General features: G+C 45.5%; 11 protein-coding genes. 4 read left to right on the forward strand and 7 right to left on the reverse strand.

The features are described from left to right. Positions 1 to 32 precede the first annotated feature (32 nt). Positions 33 to 3,875: a PAS domain S-box protein gene (locus QUB35_RS05170; RefSeq protein WP_333139995.1), complete on the forward strand. Its 3,843-nt coding sequence runs from the start codon at positions 33 to 35 to the stop codon at positions 3,873 to 3,875. 56 nt (positions 3,876 to 3,931) lie between these two features. On the opposite strand, the gene QUB35_RS05175 is transcribed toward QUB35_RS05170, so the two are convergent. From QUB35_RS05175 to QUB35_RS05190, 4 genes are all read right to left on the reverse strand, one after another. Beyond that, positions 3,932 to 5,320, reverse strand: a complete 1,389-nt coding sequence (locus QUB35_RS05175) for a cytochrome P450 (protein WP_333139997.1) — start codon at positions 5,318 to 5,320, stop codon at positions 3,932 to 3,934. Between the two features lie 83 nt (positions 5,321 to 5,403). Next, positions 5,404 to 5,901 (reverse strand): GNAT family N-acetyltransferase, encoded by a 498-nt coding sequence (locus tag QUB35_RS05180; protein ID WP_333139999.1) that lies wholly within the window; start codon positions 5,899 to 5,901, stop codon positions 5,404 to 5,406. 91 nt (positions 5,902 to 5,992) lie between these two features. After that, on the reverse strand, positions 5,993 to 6,589 hold the full coding sequence (locus QUB35_RS05185) for a tRNA isopentenyl-2-thiomethyl-A-37 hydroxylase MiaE (RefSeq protein ID WP_333140001.1): 597 nt from the start codon (positions 6,587 to 6,589) through the stop codon (positions 5,993 to 5,995). A 208-nt stretch (positions 6,590 to 6,797) separates the two neighbouring features. Further along, positions 6,798 to 8,978, reverse strand: a complete 2,181-nt coding sequence (locus QUB35_RS05190) for a tetratricopeptide repeat protein (RefSeq protein WP_333140004.1) — start codon at positions 8,976 to 8,978, stop codon at positions 6,798 to 6,800. A 99-nt stretch (positions 8,979 to 9,077) separates the two neighbouring features. Here QUB35_RS05190 and QUB35_RS05195 point away from each other — a divergent pair, with 99 nt between their 5' ends. Then, positions 9,078 to 9,743, forward strand: coding sequence for a glycosyl hydrolase 108 family protein (locus tag QUB35_RS05195; protein WP_333140089.1), 666 nt, complete (start codon positions 9,078 to 9,080; stop codon positions 9,741 to 9,743). A 462-nt stretch (positions 9,744 to 10,205) separates the two neighbouring features. Here QUB35_RS05195 and QUB35_RS05200 read toward each other — a convergent pair whose 3' ends face one another. Further along, positions 10,206 to 10,742 (reverse strand): GUN4 domain-containing protein, encoded by a 537-nt coding sequence (locus QUB35_RS05200; RefSeq protein WP_333140006.1) that lies wholly within the window; start codon positions 10,740 to 10,742, stop codon positions 10,206 to 10,208. Between the two features lie 101 nt (positions 10,743 to 10,843). After that, positions 10,844 to 15,790, reverse strand: coding sequence for an FG-GAP-like repeat-containing protein (locus tag QUB35_RS05205; protein ID WP_333140008.1), 4,947 nt, complete (start codon positions 15,788 to 15,790; stop codon positions 10,844 to 10,846). 300 nt (positions 15,791 to 16,090) lie between these two features. Between QUB35_RS05205 and QUB35_RS05210 the strand changes: the two genes are divergently transcribed. Next, positions 16,091 to 17,218, forward strand: a complete 1,128-nt coding sequence (locus QUB35_RS05210) for a serine/threonine-protein kinase (RefSeq protein ID WP_333140010.1) — start codon at positions 16,091 to 16,093, stop codon at positions 17,216 to 17,218. Positions 17,219 to 17,798: 580 nt separating this feature from the next. Then, positions 17,799 to 21,305, forward strand: coding sequence for a PAS domain S-box protein (locus QUB35_RS05215; RefSeq protein WP_333140012.1), 3,507 nt, complete (start codon positions 17,799 to 17,801; stop codon positions 21,303 to 21,305). 259 nt (positions 21,306 to 21,564) lie between these two features. On the opposite strand, the gene QUB35_RS05220 is transcribed toward QUB35_RS05215, so the two are convergent. Next, on the reverse strand, positions 21,565 to 21,687 hold the full coding sequence (locus tag QUB35_RS05220; RefSeq protein ID WP_333109292.1) for a hypothetical protein: 123 nt from the start codon (positions 21,685 to 21,687) through the stop codon (positions 21,565 to 21,567). Positions 21,688 to 21,745: the final 58 nt, after the last annotated feature.

Here is a 21,745-nt window from a genome sequence, read left to right on the forward strand (position 1 = left end):
ATAATTAAATCACCCAAGTCCCGCTAGGTCAGATGCAAAGCCAGTTAGGAAAAGCCAAGCGCGCTCGCTGCAACCGCCCATTGTTAGAACTGTGCCCGATCGGGCTGGCATTGTGCCGGACGGACGGGACTTTTATCGACGTAAATCCAGCTTTTGCAAATATTATCGGCCGCACAGTTGCAGAAACTCTCCACCTCAACTATTGGGAAATTCAGCAAACACAGTGCGCGGGCCCAGAAAAATATCTAGAATGTCAAGCAAAAAATAGCCACACGCACCTGTGCGAAGCAGCATACAAACATAAAAACCAGCATCTCGTACCCGTGCGAGTTTCCGAGCGGGCAATTGAAACAGAGGGACAGTGCGCGATTTGGCTAAGTGTTGAAGAAATCTTTAATAATCGGGATCAAAATAGCGCTCCCCTGGAATCAGCGCCGCCGCACAGCAATTCACATCTAGAAAAATTGCTGGCAAAGCAGACTGCCGAACTGGCAAAAACTCAGAAGCTACTCGAAGAAAAAATCGCCGAACTGGAACAAACTCAAGACAAATTGCGTCTCCAAAGTCAAATTATCGACCAATTTCACGAAGCGGTGATTTCTACAGATATGGACGGCTCGATCGCCATTTGGAATCAAGCCTGCAAAAAGTTATACGGCTATGAAGAAAGTGAGGCGCTCGGACAGCACATTTCTCTCATTTACCCGCCCGAAGAACACGAGTTTTTGTTAGAGCAAGTCATCAAACCGCTACAAGAAAAAGGCGAGCATGAAATAGAAGTTATAACACGCCGTAAATCTGGAGAACAATTTTTCTCGCACCTGATGCTTTCGCTATTGAAAGACAATACGGGAGAAGTTGTGGGGATGATGGGTTCTTTAACAGATATCAGTCCTTGCAAAGCTTTAGAACAAGAATTAGCACAAAGACAATCACTATTTGATGCCTTTTTGAAGGAGGCGCCGGCGGGACTTTGCATTTTGGACTCGCAACTGCGGTACGTGCAAATTAATCAATTTCTAGCAGAAATAAATTGCTTGAGTCCAGCAGAACACATTGGCAAGACTGTACGCGATATATTGCCGAATATCGCTCCAATAATAGAGCCTTTGTACGAAAAAATTTTGAGGACGAAACAACCCTTAATTAACATGGAGATGAGTGGTGACAATCCCAGAAAGCCTGGGTTTGTCCGACACCTGACAGGCTCTTATTTTCCCCTGCTCGAAAAAGATGGGGAGGCGATCGGCATCGGTGCAGTTGTAATTGACATTAGCGATCGCAAACAAGCAGAAGCTGCGCTGCAAAAAAGCGAACAGCTTTACCGCACTATGGCAAGCAACTTTCCTAACGGCGCGGTGATGTTGTTCGATCCAGAAATGCGCTACACGCTGGTAGAAGGTACAGAATTAGCCGCCGTGGGGCTTTCCAAAGAATTGATGGAAGGCAAGACAATCTGGGAAGTATTCGAGCCAGATTTTTGCGCTGCTGTCGAGCCAAATTATCGGGCGGCACTGGCAGGAGAAACAGTTGTTACAGAATTTATTTACAGCGATCGCATCTACCTCGGTTATACTTTGCCAGTCAGAAACGAACGGCAAGAAATTATCGGCGGTTTGCTAATGACTCAAAACATTACGGCTCGCCAATTAGCAGAAGAAGCGCTCAGGGAAAGCGAGGACAAATACAGGTGCATTGTCGAGACAGCAGACGAAGGAATTTGGATGATAGATACGGAGGGTAAAACTACTTTTGTCAACAAAAAAATGGCCGATATGCTCGGCTGCACTCCAGAGGAAATGATCGGAGAGTCGCTATTTGCTTTCATGGATGCAGAAGGCATCGCGATCGCACAAGCCAGTCTCAAACGCCGCCGTGAACAAATTCGCGAACAGCTCGATTTTAAGTTCCGTCGCCGAGACGGCAGCGACTTGTGGGCGATGCTTTCTACTAATTCCTTGGCAGACAAACAAGGACGCTATGTGGGCGCTTTGGCAATGGTTGCCGACATTACCGATCGCAAGCAAACAGAAGCCGCATTGCAGCAGTCGGAAGCTAAATTTCGATCGCTCTACGAATTAACCAGTTTGCCTGTTTTTATGTTATGTGACAATGCCATCACCGATGCCAACACAGCCACCCTACAACTATTCGGCTGTACTACCCCGCAAGAGTTGTACGGCCAAAACCCTGGCAAACTCTCACCTCCTTTGCAACCCAACGGCAGAGATTCTTTGAGCTTGGCCCACGACATGATAGCCATCGCCTTTGAGCGGGGAAAGCACCGTTTTGATTGGGTTCACCAGCGCTTAGACGGTACTGATTTTCCCGCAGAAGTGGTGCTGACAGTCATCGAGGTGGGAAATGAAAAAATTATCCAAGTAGTGATCCAAGATTTAACCGATCGCAAACTTGCAGAAGAAACTTTAGTGCGATCGGAAGAAGCGCTCAGACAGCAAGCTCAGCGAGAATTACTGCTCAATCAAATTGCCAACCAAATCCGCACTTCTTTAGATTTAGACACAATTTTAGCAACAGCAGTTCAAGAAATTCGCAATCTGATGCACCTAGATTGGTGCATCTTCACTTGGTATCGCCCCAACACCAATCCTCCGCTGTGGGACGTAACTTACGAAGCGAAGAATGCAGATTTGCCGAGTATGCTTGGCACTTATCCTGTAGACGACAAATCTAGTCTCGCAGTGCGACAGATTTTGCGGCGAGAAATTCTGCGAATTGATGATGTCAGCACTTTTGAAGATGTAGAATTGCGCGAACTTTTCCAGGCTTCAAATTTTAACTCAGTGCTGTCGCTGCCAATTCATACTGCAGCAGGCGATATTGGGGTGATTACCTGCTATCAGGCTATGTCCATGCGAAATTGGAGCGAATCGGAAGTCGAACTGATGCAAGCGGTGGTCGCTCAAATTGCGATCGCGATCGACCACGCTGAACTTTACACCCAAACCCGCAAAGCGGCCCGACTAGCTCAAGCTCAAACTCAACAGCTAGAAGAAACTTTGCGCGAACTCCAACGTACCCAAACTCAATTAATTCAAAGTGAAAAAATGTCTAGTTTGGGACAGTTAGTAGCAGGTGTAGCCCACGAAATTAACAACCCAGTTAATTTTATCTACGGCAATCTCAGCTACACCAGCGAATACACTCAAAACTTGCTAAAAATGCTGCAACTTTACCAGAAGGAATACCCCCAGCCTAGCGCAAGAATTGTAGATGCCAGGGATGACTTTGAAATTGATTATCTTATTGACGATTTACCGAAAATTTTAGCATCTATGAAAGTCGGAGCCGATCGCATCCGCGACATAGTTTTGAGCCTGCGAACTTTTTCAAGACTTGACGAAGCCGAAAAGAAAGAAGTTGACATTCACGAAGGCATTGAAAGCACGCTGCTGATTTTGCAAAACCGCCTGAAACATAAAGCCGATCACCCGACAATTAATGTGATTAAAGAATACGGTAATTTGCCTTTAGTTGAATGTTATCCCGGTCAGTTAAATCAAGTATTTATGAATTTGTTGAGCAATGCGCTAGACGCATTGGAAATGGAGATGAAGAAATCCGATCGCACCGCCAAAAATCTCGCAATTACGATTCGCACCCAAGTAACCGACAATAACAGCGTTGCCATATGGATAGCTGACAGCGGCCCTGGGATGAGCGAAGATGTGCAAAAGCGCTTGTTTGACCCGTTTTTCACTACTAAACCCATTGGCAAAGGAACTGGCTTAGGATTGGCGATTTCGCACTCTATTATAGTAGAAAAACACGGTGGCAAGCTTTCTTGCAATTCTGTAGTGGGAGAAGGTTCCGAATTTGCGATCGAGATTCCTCTGCAGCAAAAGATCAATTAAAACCCATTGTATCGGTATCATATCATCTCCGATCGATCGACCGGATTTGATAAGATTCAAATCCTCGCCTTTACCACGAGAGGCACACCACCAGCGGGTGCCATTGTCAAACCGCGGCGTACTGGCAAAACCGGACGATTTTCTGCAAGTTCTAAAGAGTACCGTGACAGCACTTTCGCCAATACTAACTTCATTTCAAACATGGCAAATGCCGCCCCAATACAGCGGCGGTTCCCTCCTCCAAACGGCAAATATTCGTAAGGCGAAAATTGCCTTTCTAGAAAACGTTCGGGTTTAAAACGTTTTGGTTCCGGGTAAATATCCGGTCGGTGGTGAACCAAATAAATGCAGGTAGAAAGTATCATTCCTTTGGGAATATTATAACCCATTAACTGCATCGGAGCTTGCAGAAGGCGCGGGAATGCAAAAAATAGGATCGGATAAATCCGCAGCGTTTCGCAACAGACAGCATTCAAATACGGGAGTTTACTTATTTCCGTCGGCTCGCAATTTTCGACATCAATAGAATTGAGCTCTTGCAGCAGTTTTTCACGGACTTCTGGGATGTAGTGAATCCAATACAAAGCCCAGGCTAAAGCTGTGGCTGTAGTTTCGTGTCCGGCGAATAAGATTGTCATTAATTCATCCCGCAATTCAACGTCGCTCATCGGCTTTCCTGCTTCATCACGAGCGGAAATTAACAAGCTCAGGATGTCTTCGCCCAATGGTTCAGACTGAGTTTTGCGAGCGCGGATTTCTTGATAAAGCAGTTCATCTAAACGCTGTCTTTGTCGCAGAAATCCTCCCCAAGGACTCCAAGCACCTAAATCTTTTTGCAACGACTTGATAAACAAAAAGGTAGCGCTTAATGGATTGCTAAACAGGCTGAACATATTAATCATTAGTTGCTGAATTTGCTGGTAGCGTTCTCCTTCGCTCAGCCCAAAAACAGCGTGTAAAATTACTTCCAAGGAAATCTCCTGCATAGTTGATTGCGCGATTACCGAGTTACCAGGAGTCCAATTATTAATTACTTTTTCGGTTGTATCGCGGATGATTTGTCCGTAAGCTTTCATCCGTTCACCGTGAAAAGGTGGCATTAAAAGTTTGCGCTGCTGCAAATGTCGATCGCCATCTAACAACAATAACGAATTCGAGCCTACTAAAGGTAGCGTTATCTGGTTTCCCGTACTGGATTCAAAGAGTTTGGAATCGGATGTAAAAATTTCTTGAATAGCTTGAGGATTGCTAATAATTACTTGCGGCGGAAAGTTGCTGAATTCGCTGGTAAAAAGGTCGCCGTAGCGTTGAGAATTACTATCTAAATAATACAGAGGATTTAAAATTCCCCGCACTGTCTGAACAAATCTAGCGTCTTTAGGGCCGTCTAGCAATTTGTTGGTAGCATGATTTTGAGAGTGAGAGTTTTCTGTGGTGATAGTCATGTGTTTTCCTCCTAGATTAATTTACTCAGTTTCAATCAACTGTTGATTGAAACTGAGTAAATTAATCATTGTTTTCACAAACCTTATTGTACTTTTTTTATACCTAGAGATTTTACGTAAACCCGATCGCACCTGTGCGTCTCCACACCAGTTGTCGGTAGATATCCGCTATTTTCGTACATTTTCACAGCTTCTTTGAGAATGCTAGCAGTTTCTATCCAAATTTCCTCAAAGCCGCGAGCGATAATTTTACTTTCCAATTCTTGCAGTAAAAATTTACCCAAACCCTGTCCTCTTGCTGCTGGCAAAATATACATTTTGCGAATTTCCACAGCATTATTTCCCCGATCAATCGGATAGTAAGCCGCCGTACCCACTATTTTATCCTGCCGTTCAACTACCCAAAATTCGCCGCCTTGATTATGATAATGTAGTTCTACATCATAGACATCTCGATCGGCCCCGTGAGGTTCGCATTTTAAACCGTACTCTGCTAAAACATCTCTAATTAAATAGAACGCCTCAGCGCGATCGCGCGTTTCCCAGGAACGAATTAAAAAATCCAGATGTTGGGTTTTCATTGGTTGTTGCAACGTATATTTATTTTTTGACTTTAGCAACTGTAAAATTACTCATTTTTTGGGTTTTACAGTCTTTAAATGCACCTAGATTTTAACTGTGAATTCTCGGTTCGGGATGAAGACTTGCCAGCAACTCGCTCTCTACTAATGATAATTCCTCCAGCCTGTCAATCACAAGAGTGCGATCGAAATAAGTTGTTGCTAAAATCCAATATACACCGTAATGGCGAGCTTCCGAAGCCATCAAACTGCGGTAAAATTTAGCTAATTGGGCGTCGGGACAGCGATCGCCCAGCAGCCCCAACCGTTCGTGACTGCGCGCTTCTATCAAACCAGAAACCAACAAAGAATCCAAAAGTCTCTCCGGTTCCTGCTTGCGAATTTGGGCGGACAAACCGGCACCGTAGGGGGGTGCGGCCAAAGGGCCTAAAGCAATGCCGCGCTGTTCTAACCGCTGGTTGACTTGCTCGAAATGCTCTAATTCTTCGCGGGCGATCGCCGTTAGCATCCTCACCAATTTTTCGCGGGCTGGGTAGCGAAACATTAAATTTAACGCTACTCCCGCCGCTTTCCGCTCGCAGTGAGAATGGTCTAATAAGATTGTATCCAAATGGGCGATCGCCTGTTGCACCCAAGCTTCCGAAGTCGGCTGTTTCAAAAACTTAATAGTTGGCAGTGTTGAAGTCATTAGTCAGTAGTCATTAGTCAGTAGTCAGCAGTCAATCGATTTTAGATTTTAGATTTTAGATTTTAGATTTTAGATTCAAGCATTGACCCCACGGATAAAGTCGGGGGGCAAGTTTCATCGGATACAGGTTTTTTATTTCTGGACGGATGAATCACGTGGCGGGTATCCTGGATGCTTTCGGTCATTATCAGCAGTCACTAGCCAGCATTTATCCTATTTTACACAATTTTTCAAACACCGCATACATATCACCAGCAAACTTTTTCGGATTCCACAGCGGCGACAAATTGGCGGAATCTTTAGATTTCACCAACTGTGCTTTAATTGCATTTCTCAATTCACGTTCTTTGCCCAATTTTACACCCACTTCCACATATTCCGACCAAGACAAAGCCACGCCTGTTTCAATTCCCAAAGTCTGCAAAAACGAATAACCCATTCTCGACAAACATTGCTCTCCTGTGCGAGTCACCACCGGCAAATTAGACCACAAAGCCTCTAAAGTTTGAGTTCCTCCGTTGTAAGGATAAGAATCTAACAAAACATCTGCCAGCAAATAGATAATTCTGTGTTCTTCCTCAGTAGCAAACCTCGGCAAAAACTTAATTCGGTGCTTGCTCACTTTCTCAGCTTCGCAAGCTTGGTGATACGCACCCTCAAACACTGCTGCATCCCCTAAAGCTTTGTGAATTAAGATACTGTTCGGCACTTCTTTGAGAATCGCAATTTGTGCTTTTACCAACTCGCTATTGAATTTTCTGCCGGGACTGACGCACAGGTAAACTATCTGATCCAAGCCGATCCGATGCGACCTTCTCAATGCAACTGGATCGACTCCATATCTCTGAAAACCGGACACCGCTACAAAGGAATCAGGCATCCTAATTAGCTGTTCGTCATAATATTTTTCTTGCCCTGCTGGGTGCGAGTGCCCGTCTGTAAGAAAGTAATTTTCCGGCGATATGTAAGGGGCGTCAAATCCCAGCCAAGAAACACAAACTGGTGCGGGTTTTTGGTAGAGAATGTCAGCGTGAACTGGTACGCTGAGAGAATCTAAATCAACTAAAACGTCCAATTCATCTTGCTGAATTTGGTCGATAATTTCGGCAGAATTGGCAAGTCCGTTCGGGTAGGTTGTGGGAAAAGTCAGTTTGCCAAAACTTTCAAATTGCTGAGTGCGATCGTCAGGAACAATTCTTTCGGAAGCGTACAAATACACATGGGGTGTGATATCGGACAATTCGCGAATGATGTCAGCGCTGCACCAACCTACAGAATGGCGGCTAAAGTGATTGGACAAAAAGCCGATTTTTAACTTGCTGGATGGAACCCTTGGTTTGAAACTGTAATTTGCGGGTTGAGAAAAATTAGGTTTAATACATTGGTCGATATACTTTTGGGCAATTAATCTGTAAAGTTTTGAGTTGGCTGCCAAGTCATCTCGCAAATAGGGCGTGCTGAATAACAAGTTTGCATAAAGCGATTTAATTTCCACCGGGCTAGCGGTTTCTAAGTTTTGCTGCAAGTATGACTCTAGTTCTAAAAATCGATCGCCCGCAATTTGATTTAATCCCGACACTTGATAGGTGCTGATGAAGTAAATCGCGGTCATAATTGGATCGGTTTCGGCACACATTTGGCTGTATTGGTGTACGGCTTGCCGCGCGGCAGCTAAATCGCTAGTATCTCTGAGGATGCCACACAAATGTTGGTGGGCAGAAATAAAATCTGGTTTAATTTCTAGGGCTTTTTGAAGGTTGGGTATTGCGTCTTTAAATTGACCTTGGTAGCGCAAAACTCGGCCAATTTGACAGTATGCTTCGGCTAAATCGGGTTTGAATGCGATCGCCTGCTTCCATGCAGCCACCGCCTCATCTAACTTCCCTTGCTGCGCTAATTTATCTCCTAAATTTAAGTGAAAATCTACTTGAGCAAGGTGGGGATTGAGTTCGAGAGCTTTTTGCTCGTATGCTACGGCTGCATCCGGCTGCCCCTGCTGCTTCAGTGCCCCTGCCAAATTCCAGTAAGCAGCAGCCAAATTTGGTTTAAGTTCGATCGCCTTTTCGTAATTGACAACCGCCTCCACCAAAAGCCCTTGTTTGTAGAGCATACTGCCCAAATTAGCATAAGCCTCAGCAAAATCGGGATTCAGAGCGATCGCCTCGGAATAAAACCGCATCGCTTCCTCAATTTGGCCGCTTGCTTGCTGCACATTGCCCATTGTCACGTAAGCCGCCGCCCAATCCGGTTGCAATTCCAGAGCTCGGCGACAAGCAGCGACGGCTGCTGCTAAATTGCCTTGAGAGTAATAGGTTTCTGCAGCGACTGTCAGCGATGCAGCATCTTCAAATTGGGGTGTTTCGGATTGGTTGCGAAAATCGGAATTCATTTTGCGGCCTATCTGTGCTATCAAGTTAAAGGTTGAATCTATATTATTTTGCAGAGTAGCAGTTTTAGCGGAACTACGGGCGATCGTCACAGAGAATTTATGAGCGACAAGCAAGCGACACAGCGCCAACATAACATCAAGTGGAAACCAAACCTCCTGCTGGGGATACTCTTGTTAACCTTAGCAATCCCCTTACCCTTTGCCCAAAAGACTTTCGCACAGCAGCAGCAGACAGCCAGCTTTCGGCAGAAATTATTTCAAACTGCTCTTTATTTCACCCTATATTTTGAGGGTGGATTCAGCAATCACCCTGCCGATAAGGGTGGCAGAACTTATCGGGGCGTCTTGCAAACGGAATACAACGCCTACCGCTACAGTCGTGGGCTTCCGCCCCTCGACGTGACGCAGATGTCGGAAGCAGAGCTCCTAGAAATTTATAAATATTACTGGGATTCGAGCCTTTCGGGCACGATGCAGCCGGCTTTGGCGATCGTCATGTTTGACACCGCCGTTAATTTCGGTATTAATAACTCAATTACCTTTCTTCAGCAAGCATTAGGATTGCCGCAAACGGGAGTTTTTGACCCGCGCACCAAGGAAGCGCTGAAAGGGGCAAATAACAAAAATACCGCACTGCAAATGATTAATGAACGAATTATTTACCGCTACAAAAGGGTGCAAGAAGATCCGACTCAGATGGCTTTTTTCCGGGGTTGGTTGAGTCGCGATTATAGTTTGTGGGGCTATGTAAATAAGATTAAGTAGTTGACAGTTGACAGTTGACAGTTGACAGTTGACAGTTGATTGTTATTTCTTATTCTATATTTGTGGAACAGACATCTTGCCTGTGTTCTATAAATGGCGTTGCTGATTTACGGTATGAATAAACTTTTCTCCAACGTTACAAAACTCACCATACTTGGCCCATAGCAATTGGGAAATTTTTAATTCATACCTGTATTCAGCAAAACCAGCTTTTTAAAAGAAGCAGAAGTATGAAAGCAAAAGAACGTAAAACGACCTCGCGCTTTAGATACCCGACTTCTTTAAGAAGTCGGGTATCTGAGTATTCTGTTTTTTTAGGTTTGTCTACTTATATCATTTCCGGTTACACCGGAATGATGTTGACGGTTGACGGTTGACGGTTGACGGTTGACGGTTGACAGTGAACAGTCAACAGTGAACAGTGAACTGGAATTTACTATTCCGATGCTAACGGATTTGATATTACTTGCCGCAATTAGCAAAAGTAGAGAACAAGTTATGACCTTGAACTTTCGACGCTTGCCATGTATTACGCCGATCGCCAAAAAAACTTGTATCTCTACCAACGTAGCTTTGCCAACCTAATGCAGCAACAGTTGGGTACTGAGCGGGAAAATCCCCTAGCAGAGGAATGTCTCGCGAGTCAAGTTTCCATCCTACCTTTCTGCTAAATTCTTTAATTTCTTCTTCGCAAGTTTGACAATTTAAACCCTTCCCCGTCTGTTGCCAAATCTCTAACTGCGGAGTGAAGCCGTATTTATTATTGCTGTGTTGCATCCACAATTGGTCGATCGCGCGGAGGTTAGGACAAGACGTGGGGTTGTTGCGGAGTATAGAGACGGTTTCGCGATCGGCGTCGTCCCATTTCTTAGCTTCTAATAAGGTTTGCAGTTGCCTGAATTCGCTGCTGGTTTCTTGGGCGCTAGCTGAAAAAGCTGGCTGCAAAACAGCAACAGATGCGGTGATGAATACTAGGGTCATTTTTCCAAATTTAAACATGATGCTCCTCCCAGTAAAAGTGATTTAACAAATGATTCGTTTTTAGTGCCTACCTCATTGAGAAGGGCAATCACAGGATTGCCCCTACGCTGGAGTTGGCTCTAAACCAACACAAAATCCGATTCAGTAATCGAACTATTCAACCCAGTGACTGTTGCCAAAAGTTGATTAGTTGAGGCCAATTTCAGCAGCGTTCCTCCCGCAGTTTGACTAATTTCTAACTGCTGGAAATTCAAACTGTTATCGATCGCAAATTTATCGATACCCACCTCAAAATCAAGCACCGTATCCGAGCCGCCACCTGGAGTTAACAAAAAGCGATCGATCCCGCTACCTCCTGTCAGAAAATCGTTGCCATTTTCGCCGCTGAAAAAATCATCTCCCAAACCGCCAAGCAAAGTATCATCTCCCTTGCCACCGTACAAACTGTCATTGTCGATACCGCCGTCCAAACTGTCAGCACCGCGGCCTCCAAATAGGATATCAGATCCACTGCCACCTGTCAGCATATCTAGTCCCCGGCCACCGTAAATGCTGTCATTACCGCTGCCACCATCGAGGGAATCACTAGCTTTTCTGGCACTGATAAAATCGTTACCGCTGCCGCCGATTAAAGTATCGCTATCATCAGTACCGACAAGATTTTTGCCCTCATCACCGAGAATTTCAGGAGAATTATTGACAAGTTCCACATCACCTTGTACAACCGGAACAGCAGGTTGAGAAGGTGCTGGATTACCTTGAATTTTGGCCGTTAAAAATTCGCCTGTATTTTCGGAAACTACCTGTGCGATTGGTTTTGTGCCAGCCGCCGCTTCTTCGAGGGCGATCGAACTTTCACCTAATGTCACCTTTTGGACTTTGGCAATTTCCGAGGGAATAAACTCAGGCAAAAAGTTAGATTTAACTTTATCCGTGCTTTGATTTGCCTCAGCCATTACCTTCGCAGCTTCCGGGGCAATTTGGGAAAGTTTTTCAGTGTTGAGATTGGTGTCAATTTCTTTGACCTTGGCAACAGATTGCTCGATAATGCTTTCTACCTGTGCCGCATCGCTCACATCCAGGGAACCACCGGATTTAATTTTACTGTTAATTGCCCCGACAACAGCTTTGACGATCGCAGCATTGTCCGCCGTAGATGCACCGTCTATGAGGCTGCTGGTTTGGGTGATGACGTTGTGGACTTTTGTCATGGCGACTAGAGTTTCAACGCCCCCAGGCTCATTTTTTGCTGTAGAGGCGATCGGATCTAAGTCGCTCAAGTCAACTCCCGCAGGAATAGACAGAGTAGATTTAACTTTTGACTCGGCTTCACTCTGCGTCATTCCCCCAGCCATCAAATCAGTTACCAAACTGGTTAACAAAGTGACAACATTAGCATCCGCAGGTGCAGAAAGAGGCATTTCCAGCGGCAAACCTGTCGCAGTATCCGTCCCGCCAAAAGCAACTAAATTGCCTTCATCTGCATCGATTTTCCCATTTTTATTTTTGTCGAAAGTCTCCAAGGGAATATCGAGCTGATATGCACCGTTAAAGTCAGTAGTAGTTGATGGTTCGTTACTATCTTTAATGCCATTTTTGTTAGCATCTAGGAAGATGGTTGCACCGGAGATGTAACCATCAATAACGTTGCCTATAATAACGCTCGTCTCAAGAAGAGGATCGTCATCGTCATTATTGTAAGCGGAAACAATTGATGTAGTTAACCCGGAGTAATTGGGATCGGCGCTAACAGCAGGGTCGGCAATAATAAGGTAATTTTGGTCTCCATCAAATACAAAATCATCAACGCCTCTTACACTCACCATCTGTATTGCATTCCAATTAGTAGAATTGAAGGTAACAGTTGGCCTGTCAATTACTCCTTCTCCCGCATTATTGGTACTAAAAGTAATACTCACATCAGCAGTAGGTGGGCTGTTGAGTTTGACAAAGAATCTGGCTGCGTCACCTGTTTCCCAAGTGACTAAGAATCCCAGTGGTACATTAATAATAATGTCTGGAGTTGCAAGTATCAGTGGGGGCGTCCCTAGTGTCGGCGTCACTGGCGTCACTGGTGTCGGCGTCACTTCTGCAGGCGTCGGCGTCACTTCTGCAGGCGTCGGGGTGACTGGCGTCGGCGTCACTGGCGTCGGGGTGACTGGCGTCACTGGTGTCGGCGTCACTGGCGTAACTGGCGTCGGCGTTGGTGTCGGCGTAACTGGCGTCGGCGTCGGTGTCGGCGTCGGTGTCGGTGTCGGCGTCGGTGTCGGCGTAGTGTCGTTATCGTCGATCGCCACTATCACCCCTGGCACCGAAATTTCGTTATACTTAGCATCAGTGCTGGTTGCAGTGTGAGTAATATTAGCGCTGTCTGTACCTTGGGCAACTGTATCGTCAACAGCTTTTACCGTAACGGTTTGAGCAACATTCCAATTATTTGGAGTGAAAGTCACAGGGGCGATCGGCTGAATCTGATTATTGGTTGTGAGATTGATGGTAACGGGGGCTGTTGGCTGCGACTTTAATTTGAGCTGGTAACTGCCATTCGCGCCGCCTTCTGTAACTTCCGTTTCGGTAAGACTAACAGAAACACCAGCAGTCTCATTGTCCTCATTAGTAATGCTAACATCCGCTACATTTCGGTTGTTATATTTCGGATCGGTACTAACAGTAGTACCCGTGACAATTGTGTAGTCAATATCACCATCACCAATGCGATCGTCAACCCCAGTTACTGTTACCTCTTGCGGTGTATTCCAGTTAATAGGAGTAAATGTTAAACTATTAGTCGAAACTGTTCCTTCGGCAACATTGTCACTTTTTAAACCGATAGTCACGTTAGCAGTTGGTTTGGTATTCAGGACTATATCAAAGTTGGCAGTGTTCCCATCTTCGTCAGTAGTTAATCCCTCAGTCGAATTAACCGTAATTCCCGAAGTTTCATTGTCACTGTTGGTGACGGTGACATCATTAGGATTAAGGTTATTGTAATTAGGATCGGTGCTGACAGCAGCCGCCGTGACAATTTTGTAATCAATATTGCCATCAACTACCAAATCGTCAACACCAGTCACCGTTACTGTTTGCGGTTTATTGTAGTTAGCGGGAGTGAAAGTTAAGCTATTCGTCGAAACAGTTCCCTCCCCTGTATTGGAACTACTCAAGCCGATGGTAACGTCAGCAGTTGGTGCAGCCTTTAATTTGACCGTAAATTCTGCTTTGCCACCAGATTCTGTTGTTGATACCGCTTTTCGATTAACCCTAAAGCCGGCCAAATCATTATTTTTGATAGTAGTAGTAGCCGTTTCAGTGGTAATAGTTGGTGTTACCCCTGGATCTGTGGGATTTGACAGGGTGACAGCAATAGTTTCATCTGCTTCAATTATGGTGTCGGCTAACACATTGAGAGTAATCGTTTTCGATTTCTGACCCGCAGCAAAATCAATCTGACCAGTAGTAGCAGTTGCTCCAGAAGTGCCACCGATATTGTTGTAATCGCTGCTATTTGTAGCAGTTCCTCCTATTGCGTAATTTACACTGCTGGCAGCATTGATACCTCCACTGCGAGTCACGGTAAAAGTAACGGGAGTAGTGATAATGTTGCGTTCGGTCATACTGGCAGTATCAGTAGCAATGGCGTAAGCTATGGCATTAGTATCATTAGCTGCGATCGTCAATTTTGCTGGATTTGTTTTACCTGCAATCCCATCAGTAATCGTGCCAAAGTTGAAGACCGCTGTTTCGGCGTTTTCTGCGATATTGTCAGCTTTGATAGTGACAGCAACATTCTGAGTGAGAGTGTTAGTACCTGCACGGAATGTGACAGTGGCAGGTGAAAAAGTGTAGTCTGAATTTTGGGTGGCTGTGCTGCTAGAGTCAATTACGATCGGGACTGTCAAATCTTTGACGGGACTGCTGCTGATTGTCACCGGAATATCAACAACCCTATTCGCGTTTCCTTCTCTGCCGCTGTAGGTAGCAGCACCAAAATTCACTACAGGCGTATTGTTGTTGTTGAGCAAAACCGAGACGTTGCTAGATTCTTCAGTATCGTTTGTCGTAGTTAAGTCTGTCAGGCCATCAGCATTAAAGTCCCCAACAGCAATGATAAAGGGATATTCCCCAGCCGAAAAGTTGGCGGGCGCACCAAAACTGCCCGTACCATTTCCCAACAAAATGGAGATACCATCATCGTTCGTCACAGCTAAGTCTGACTTGTTATCGCTGTTAAAGTCCCCAACAGCAACGCTATTGGGAAAGTCCCCCGCATTAAAGTTAGTGGGAGCCCCAAAGCTGCCTTTCCCTGTCCCCAACAGGATTGATACGTTGTCAGATTCGTCAGATTCGGTGTTTGTTACAGCTAAATCTGGCTTGTTATCCCCATTGAAGTCCCCTGTGGCGAGCCCGATCGGATCGTTCCCCGCCTTAAATTTAGTAGGAGTCCCAAAGCTGCCTGTCCCTGTCCCCAACAGGATCGATACATTATCAGAAGAGTCTATGAAAGCTAAGTCGAGCTTGCCGTCAGCATTAAAGTCTTCCACGGCGAAAAACCGCGAATTCGACCCATTAACATTAAGGTTAGTAGGAGCCCCAAAGCTGCCTGTACCAGTTCCTAACAGGATCGATAGATTGTTATTGCCTATCGTAACTAAATCTAGCTTGCCGTCGCTGTTAAAGTCACCCACACCAACACCACGGCCAAAATCTGACTTCCCATCAGCTTCCCCCGTATCAAAGTTCGTGGGAGTGCCAAAGCTACCTGTGCCATTTCCCAACAGGATGGCTACTTGACCTACATCTGCGCTGTCCCTCTTTACAGAAGCTATGTCGAGGTTGCCGTCGCTGTTAAAGTCCCCTAATGCCAGACTTATGGGCTTAAAGCCGATGTTAAAGTTGTTGGCAGTGCCAAAGCTGCCAGTGCCTGTGCCCAACAGAATCGAGATGTTGTTAGTTCCTTGATTCGCTGTGGCGATATCTGGCTTACCGTCTTTGTTAAAATCTGCTACAACAACGTCACTCGGCCCTTCGCCGACAGGGAAGCTGGTTGCGGTACTGAAGATAGACATGATTAATTTACCTATTAATTGACAACAGTCGTTTCTGATGTTTGGAGTTGTAAAGCCGAATCTGCGAGACCCTAATTTGGCAATGTACTCTCTAGTTAAAAGTTGTATTTGAGATAGTACCAGTAACTACTTAAAACGTCAATTCATAAAATTCATAACCTAAAGTCATAAAAGTCATATTGGTAAAAATATATTTCAATAAGTAGACAATCTAGCAAATTTAAGAGAAATCATATATAACAGAAATCTAGGGATATAAAAATGCGTGGCTCCTGTACAAATCACTTAAAATATGAAACTATGACGGTAGAAGAAGCAATAATCTTTTTGGACAATCTGGTATACGAACAAACGGAAAAACACCTGAGTCGGTTGCAACAGTCGATAATTCGAGGCGTTGTAGGGGGTTTGACCTATCAAGAAATTCAGCAAAACGATCCGATCGCCCGCGGGTACACAGTGGGCTACCTGGGGCGGTATGTCGGCTACAACTTGTGGAAAGAACTGACAAAGGTACTGAGACAAGCAGAAATTCTCGGTCAAGAAGAAAGAGTAGTCGGAGCAAATCTTTGGGACTGTATCATGAGAGCTGTACAAGGCACACAACCCGCTAAATCTGTCGATCCGATGTTGCAAAAGCTGCTGCGGATGCGTTACCGAATTAGAGAACATTTGGTGAACACCGAGTACAGCGATACCTATCTGGCTGAAGATGAAAATTTGCCCGATCGACCTTTGTGCCTCGTCAAGCGCCTCAAAAGCCAGTCTGAGAGAAGCAGCCATTTATTCGATCGAGAAACGCGCGTTTTATATCGATTGGGCCAACACGATCGGATACCAGAATTGTTAGCTCGCTTTGAAGAAGATGGATATTTTTATTTAGTCTATCAATTCATCGAAGGGCAACCCTTGTATCAAGAACTAATCGAAGGTCAACCCTGGCAAGAACATCAGGTTATCGCTTTGTTGAAAGATATCTTAGAAGTGCTTGTTTTTGTTCACAAACAAGATGTAATTCACCGCGACGTTCACCCTCAAAACTTAATCAGGCGGACATCAGATGGCAAGATTGTATTAATTGACTTTGGGGCAGTTAAAGAAATCAACACTTCACCAAACAGCATCGGTCAAACGAAATCGCGCGGCGGTACTCAGCAAGACTACATTCCTCCCGAACAAGCCATCGGTTCCCCGAAATTGTGCAGCGACATCTATGCTGTGGGGCTCATCGGGATTCAAGCCTTGACAGGAATGCGCCCGAAACAACTCAGAGTTGATAATTTAGGCAATCTCATCTGGCAGAAAAATGCAACTGTCACCCCGGAGTTGGCTCGCGTTTTAGACAAGATGGTGCTTTACCATTTCCCCCAGCGTTACCCGTCAGCAACCGAAGCTTTGGAAGCACTTCAAAAGTTGGGAGTTAGTTGACAGTTGTCAGTTGTCAGTTGACTGTTGACCGTTACCAAATCCCACTTTAATATCCCCCTCTTTAGTCCGCGCAGGCGGACTTTGTTTGTGTAGTAGCGGTTTCAACCGCCGAGTCTTATTGTTGTGCCGATCGCATTTCCCACACCCGCAGCACCCGGTTTACAATGCGAGTGATCTTATTGCCGATCGATTCATCCGCTACCATTACGCCTCGATGGACTGAGTAAAAACGCTCAGCCCGACCAATGAATCGGGCGCTAATTTCCAAGGAACAAGGAAAAAGGCTGAAGGAACAAGGAACAAGGCTGAAGAAACAAGGAACAAGGCTGAAGAAACAAGGAATTTTGTGTTTTAACTAACCAGCAAGAAAAATTATTGAATTCTGCCGAATGCCTTTTACATAAGAGCCTTCAACCTTCACTTGACTATCTCTCTAAAGTTAGATAAAATAATTCATATTTTATGCTTAGCAGTTTTAACCAAATCTTAGGCAGCTTTGTATAGCGGGCGACAATATACCTAAAGTCTTAATTGTTACCTTGGATACGTATAAACCCCAATAATTGGAGGGAGCGAGAAATTGGAAGTTTTTGAACGAGCACAACAACTGCAAACGCCCTCAACCCGAATGGCTGCTGTCCAGTCTTTTTCCAAAAAAGCGAGTATTGCAGTAATGGCGATCGGCTGTATAGTCATTTTGGGGTGGATATTCGATCTGCCACTCTTAAAAAGCATTCTGCCCGGACTCGTGACGATGAAAGCCAATACTGCGGTGTGCTTTATTTTGGGCGGGTTTTCTCTATTCATCCAACAGCGGCGGCGGCCAGAATTAACAGCAAGAAAGTATCAAAAAAAGCATAAATATTTAATTTTGGTATGTTCATTTTTAATTATATTAATTAGCCTATTAACCCTAGTTCAATATAGCTTTAATTTAGATTTAGGCATCGACCAACTGCTATTTAAAGAAAGTTACAGGTTGACAACCCCCGGAACACCAGGACGCATGGCACCGAATACTGCTGGTGCTTTTTTATTGCTGGGAATAGCGCTGCTGCTGCTGTCAGAACGTCGGCCTAAATACTTGCGGATTCAAATTTTAAGCTGTTGTGCATTTTTAATTGCCTTTATGGGTTTGATAGGCTATTTCTACGACAAAGCTTTATTTTACCAAATTGGCAAAAATACCGGCATGGCTTTGCACACTGCCGCAGCATTTATGTTGCTGAGCTTCGGTATTTTATTTGCCAGTCCAGAGCGAGGATTGATATCAGTAATGACGAGCGATCGCGCGGGCGGCATCATGGCGAGGCGCTTGTTGCCACGGGCAATCATTATCCCGCCTTTAGTCGGTTATTTCATCCTATTGGGAGATCGGTTACAAGCCTACACGCCGGAGGTAGGGATATCGCTGTTAAGTGTATTGAACGTGATTATTTTTACAGTTCTGATTTGGCAGAATGCCAAAACTCTCTGCAGCGCAGACCGGAAGCGCTATCGAGCGGAACTGGGACTGAGGAAAGCTAAATTAGACTTAGAAACTCAAGTTGAGAAACGGACTCTCCAACTGCAAATCACCAACGAGCAATTGCAGCAGCAAATTTTCGACTCTCAAACAACAAAGCAGGCGCTTCAAAAAAACTATAACCTGTTGATGGCAGTCATCAACAGTACGCCCGCCGCCCTATTTGTCAAAGATATTCATGGCCGTTACCTAATGCTTAATGCTGCAGGAGCCAGTATAATTGGCAAGTCTGTAGACGACATTATCGGCAGAGATGACAGCGAGTTATTTCCGCCGGAAATTGCGGGCAATATTATAAAAACCGATCGCCCAATTATGGCAGCGGGAACAACGGAAGCGATCGAAGAAGAACTGCCAGTTAAAGGCAATTTGCGGACATTTCTTTCTACAAAAAGCGCTTACCGGGACGGACAAGGAAATATCAGCGGTATAGTTAGCATCGCGCGGGATATTACTGAGAGTAAACAAGCCGAAATCGCCAACAGAAGTCTGGCAGCAATTCTGGAAGCGACCCCCGATTTTGTAGGTATCTCCAACCTCGAAGGACGCCCGATTTACATCAACAAAGCAGGCAGAAAAATGGTGGGTATAGGCGAAAACGAGGATATATCCAAGCGACAAGTTGCAGAATTCACGCCAGCGTCAGGCCGCAGCAATTTGAATCAAGCGATCGCCACCGCTGTTTCGGAGGGCTTTTGGAGTGGAGAAACAGCCTTCGTGTCAGCATCGGGACTCGAAATTCCCATCAGCCAAGTTATCATCTCCCACTCCGCACCGGACGGCAAACTCGCATACATTTCGACGATCGCCCGCGACATCAGCGATCGCAAACAAGCTGAACAGGCGCTGCAACTGTCACAAGCTCGTTTCGCCGGCATTTTAGAAATTGCCGAGGACGCGATTATTTCTGTGGATGCTGACCAAAAAATTATCCTGTTCAACCAAGGTGCAGAACGGATTTTTGGGTGGACGGCTGCGGAGGCGATCGGGCAATCCCTGAGCCTGCTGTTGCCCGAAGCTTTTGCCACGCATCATAGTCACCTCGTCAGCAATTTCGGCGGTGGCGTTAAACAAGCCCGAAAAATGGGCAACCGCAAAGAAATTTTCGCCCGCCGCCGAGATGGTACGGAATTTCCCGCCGAAGTTTCTATTTCCAAACTCGAAGTGGCAGGCGAAATCATATTCACAACTATTTTGCGCGACGTGACAGCCAGCCGCCAAGCCGAAGAATCTGTGCGTCTGAGCGAGGAAAGATACCGATCGCTGGCAATGGCCACCGCACAGATGGTTTGGACGACCAACGCTAGCGGAATCTTCGACAAGCCTCAGCCTGATTGGATAGCTTATACGGGCATGAGTTGGAAAGAGAAGGACAACTGGATAGAAGCAGTGCACCCAGAAGACCGCGATCGCACAATTCAAGCTTGGATGGGGGCCATAGAAACAAAAAGTCTCTACGAAGTCGAGCACCGCTTGCGGGCTGCCGACGGCAGCTACAGACACTTCTGGGTGCGGGGCGTCCCCCTTTTGGCAGCCGACGGCAGCATTCGCGAATGGGTGGGAACTCACACCGACATTAGCGATCGAGTCCAAGTTTTGGAAGCACTCAAGCAGTCCGAGGGACAGTATCGATCGCAAGCAGCCGAGCTCGAAAAAGCTGTCCAAGAGTTGCACCAAGCTCAAACTCAACTAATCCAAACCGAAAAAATCTCTTCTCTCGGCCAGCTAGTCGCCGGCGTCGCCCACGAAATTAACAATCCGATTAACTTCATCTACGGCAACATCACCCACGCCAACGAATACGCCACAGACTTGCTCGGTTTGCTCCACCTTTACCAGGAAAAATACCCAAATCCCGTCCCGGAAATTGTAGAAGCAGCCGAAGATATTGAAGTCGATTACTTAATGGAAGACTTTACGAAGATTTTGGAATCAATGAAAGTTGGAGCCGATCGCATCCGCGACTTAGTTGTATCCTTACGCAACTTTTCCAGACTCGACGAATCGCAGATGAAGCGAGTAGATATTCATGAAGGAATCGAAAGCACTTTGCTAATTTTGCAGCACCGGATTAAAGCTAATGTACTTCGTCCCGCTATTGAGATTATCAAAGAATACGGCAATTTTCCAAAAGTCGAGTGCTATGTAGGTCAGCTCAATCAAGTATTTATGAATCTTTTAGTAAATGCGATCGACGCCCTCGAAGAGTACAACAGCACTCATTCTTCAAAAGAAATATATGCTCGTCACAACCGAATTCGGATTAGCACAAGTGCGAATTCCGAGACAGTAACAATTCGGATTGCCGACAACGGCATGGGAATCAATCAAGAAGTTATTGGCAAGTTGTTCGACCCATTTTTTACTACTAAACCAGTCGGCAAAGGCACAGGCTTGGGGCTGTCAATCAGCTATCAGATTATAGTTGAAAAACACCGAGGCAAATTGCAGTGTATTTCCACGCCTGGGGAAGGTGCAGAGTTTGTCATCGAGATTCCCATTTGCCAAAAAGTATCGCCTCTAGTCACAGGAAATAATCAATTAGCAGCAGTTGGTAGTTAATTGTTAGTTGCGATCGGTGGCATCGGAATTAATATTACCCGAAATCAGGAAACGGCAGTGCCGTTTCCCTACAATTATATCATTCCGAAGCTAGCGGATTTGATATAACCGGGCGGTTGGAAACCGCGTCTACACAAACGATGTCCGCCTCCGCGGACGAAGAAATATCGAATTTGAGATAAATGTGCGATGGCTTACGCCCCGCTACGCTACGACTCTTCAACCCGCGGAGGCGGGTTTTGTCTGTGTAGACGCGGTTTCAACCGCCGGGGTTTTTGGGTTGATGGCCGATGGGATTTTTGGGTTGATGGGCGATCGAATTTGAGAGAAATGTGCGATGGGATTTGATATCATTCCGGCACAGCCAGAATTGATATGACATAAGCTCTGCCTCAAGATCGCCCACAACTGCAATAATTCTTTACAATAAAATAGTAAAT

The organism is Microcoleus sp. B13-B6 (assembly GCF_036705405.1).
Lineage (GTDB): Bacteria > Cyanobacteriota > Cyanobacteriia > Cyanobacteriales > Microcoleaceae > Microcoleus.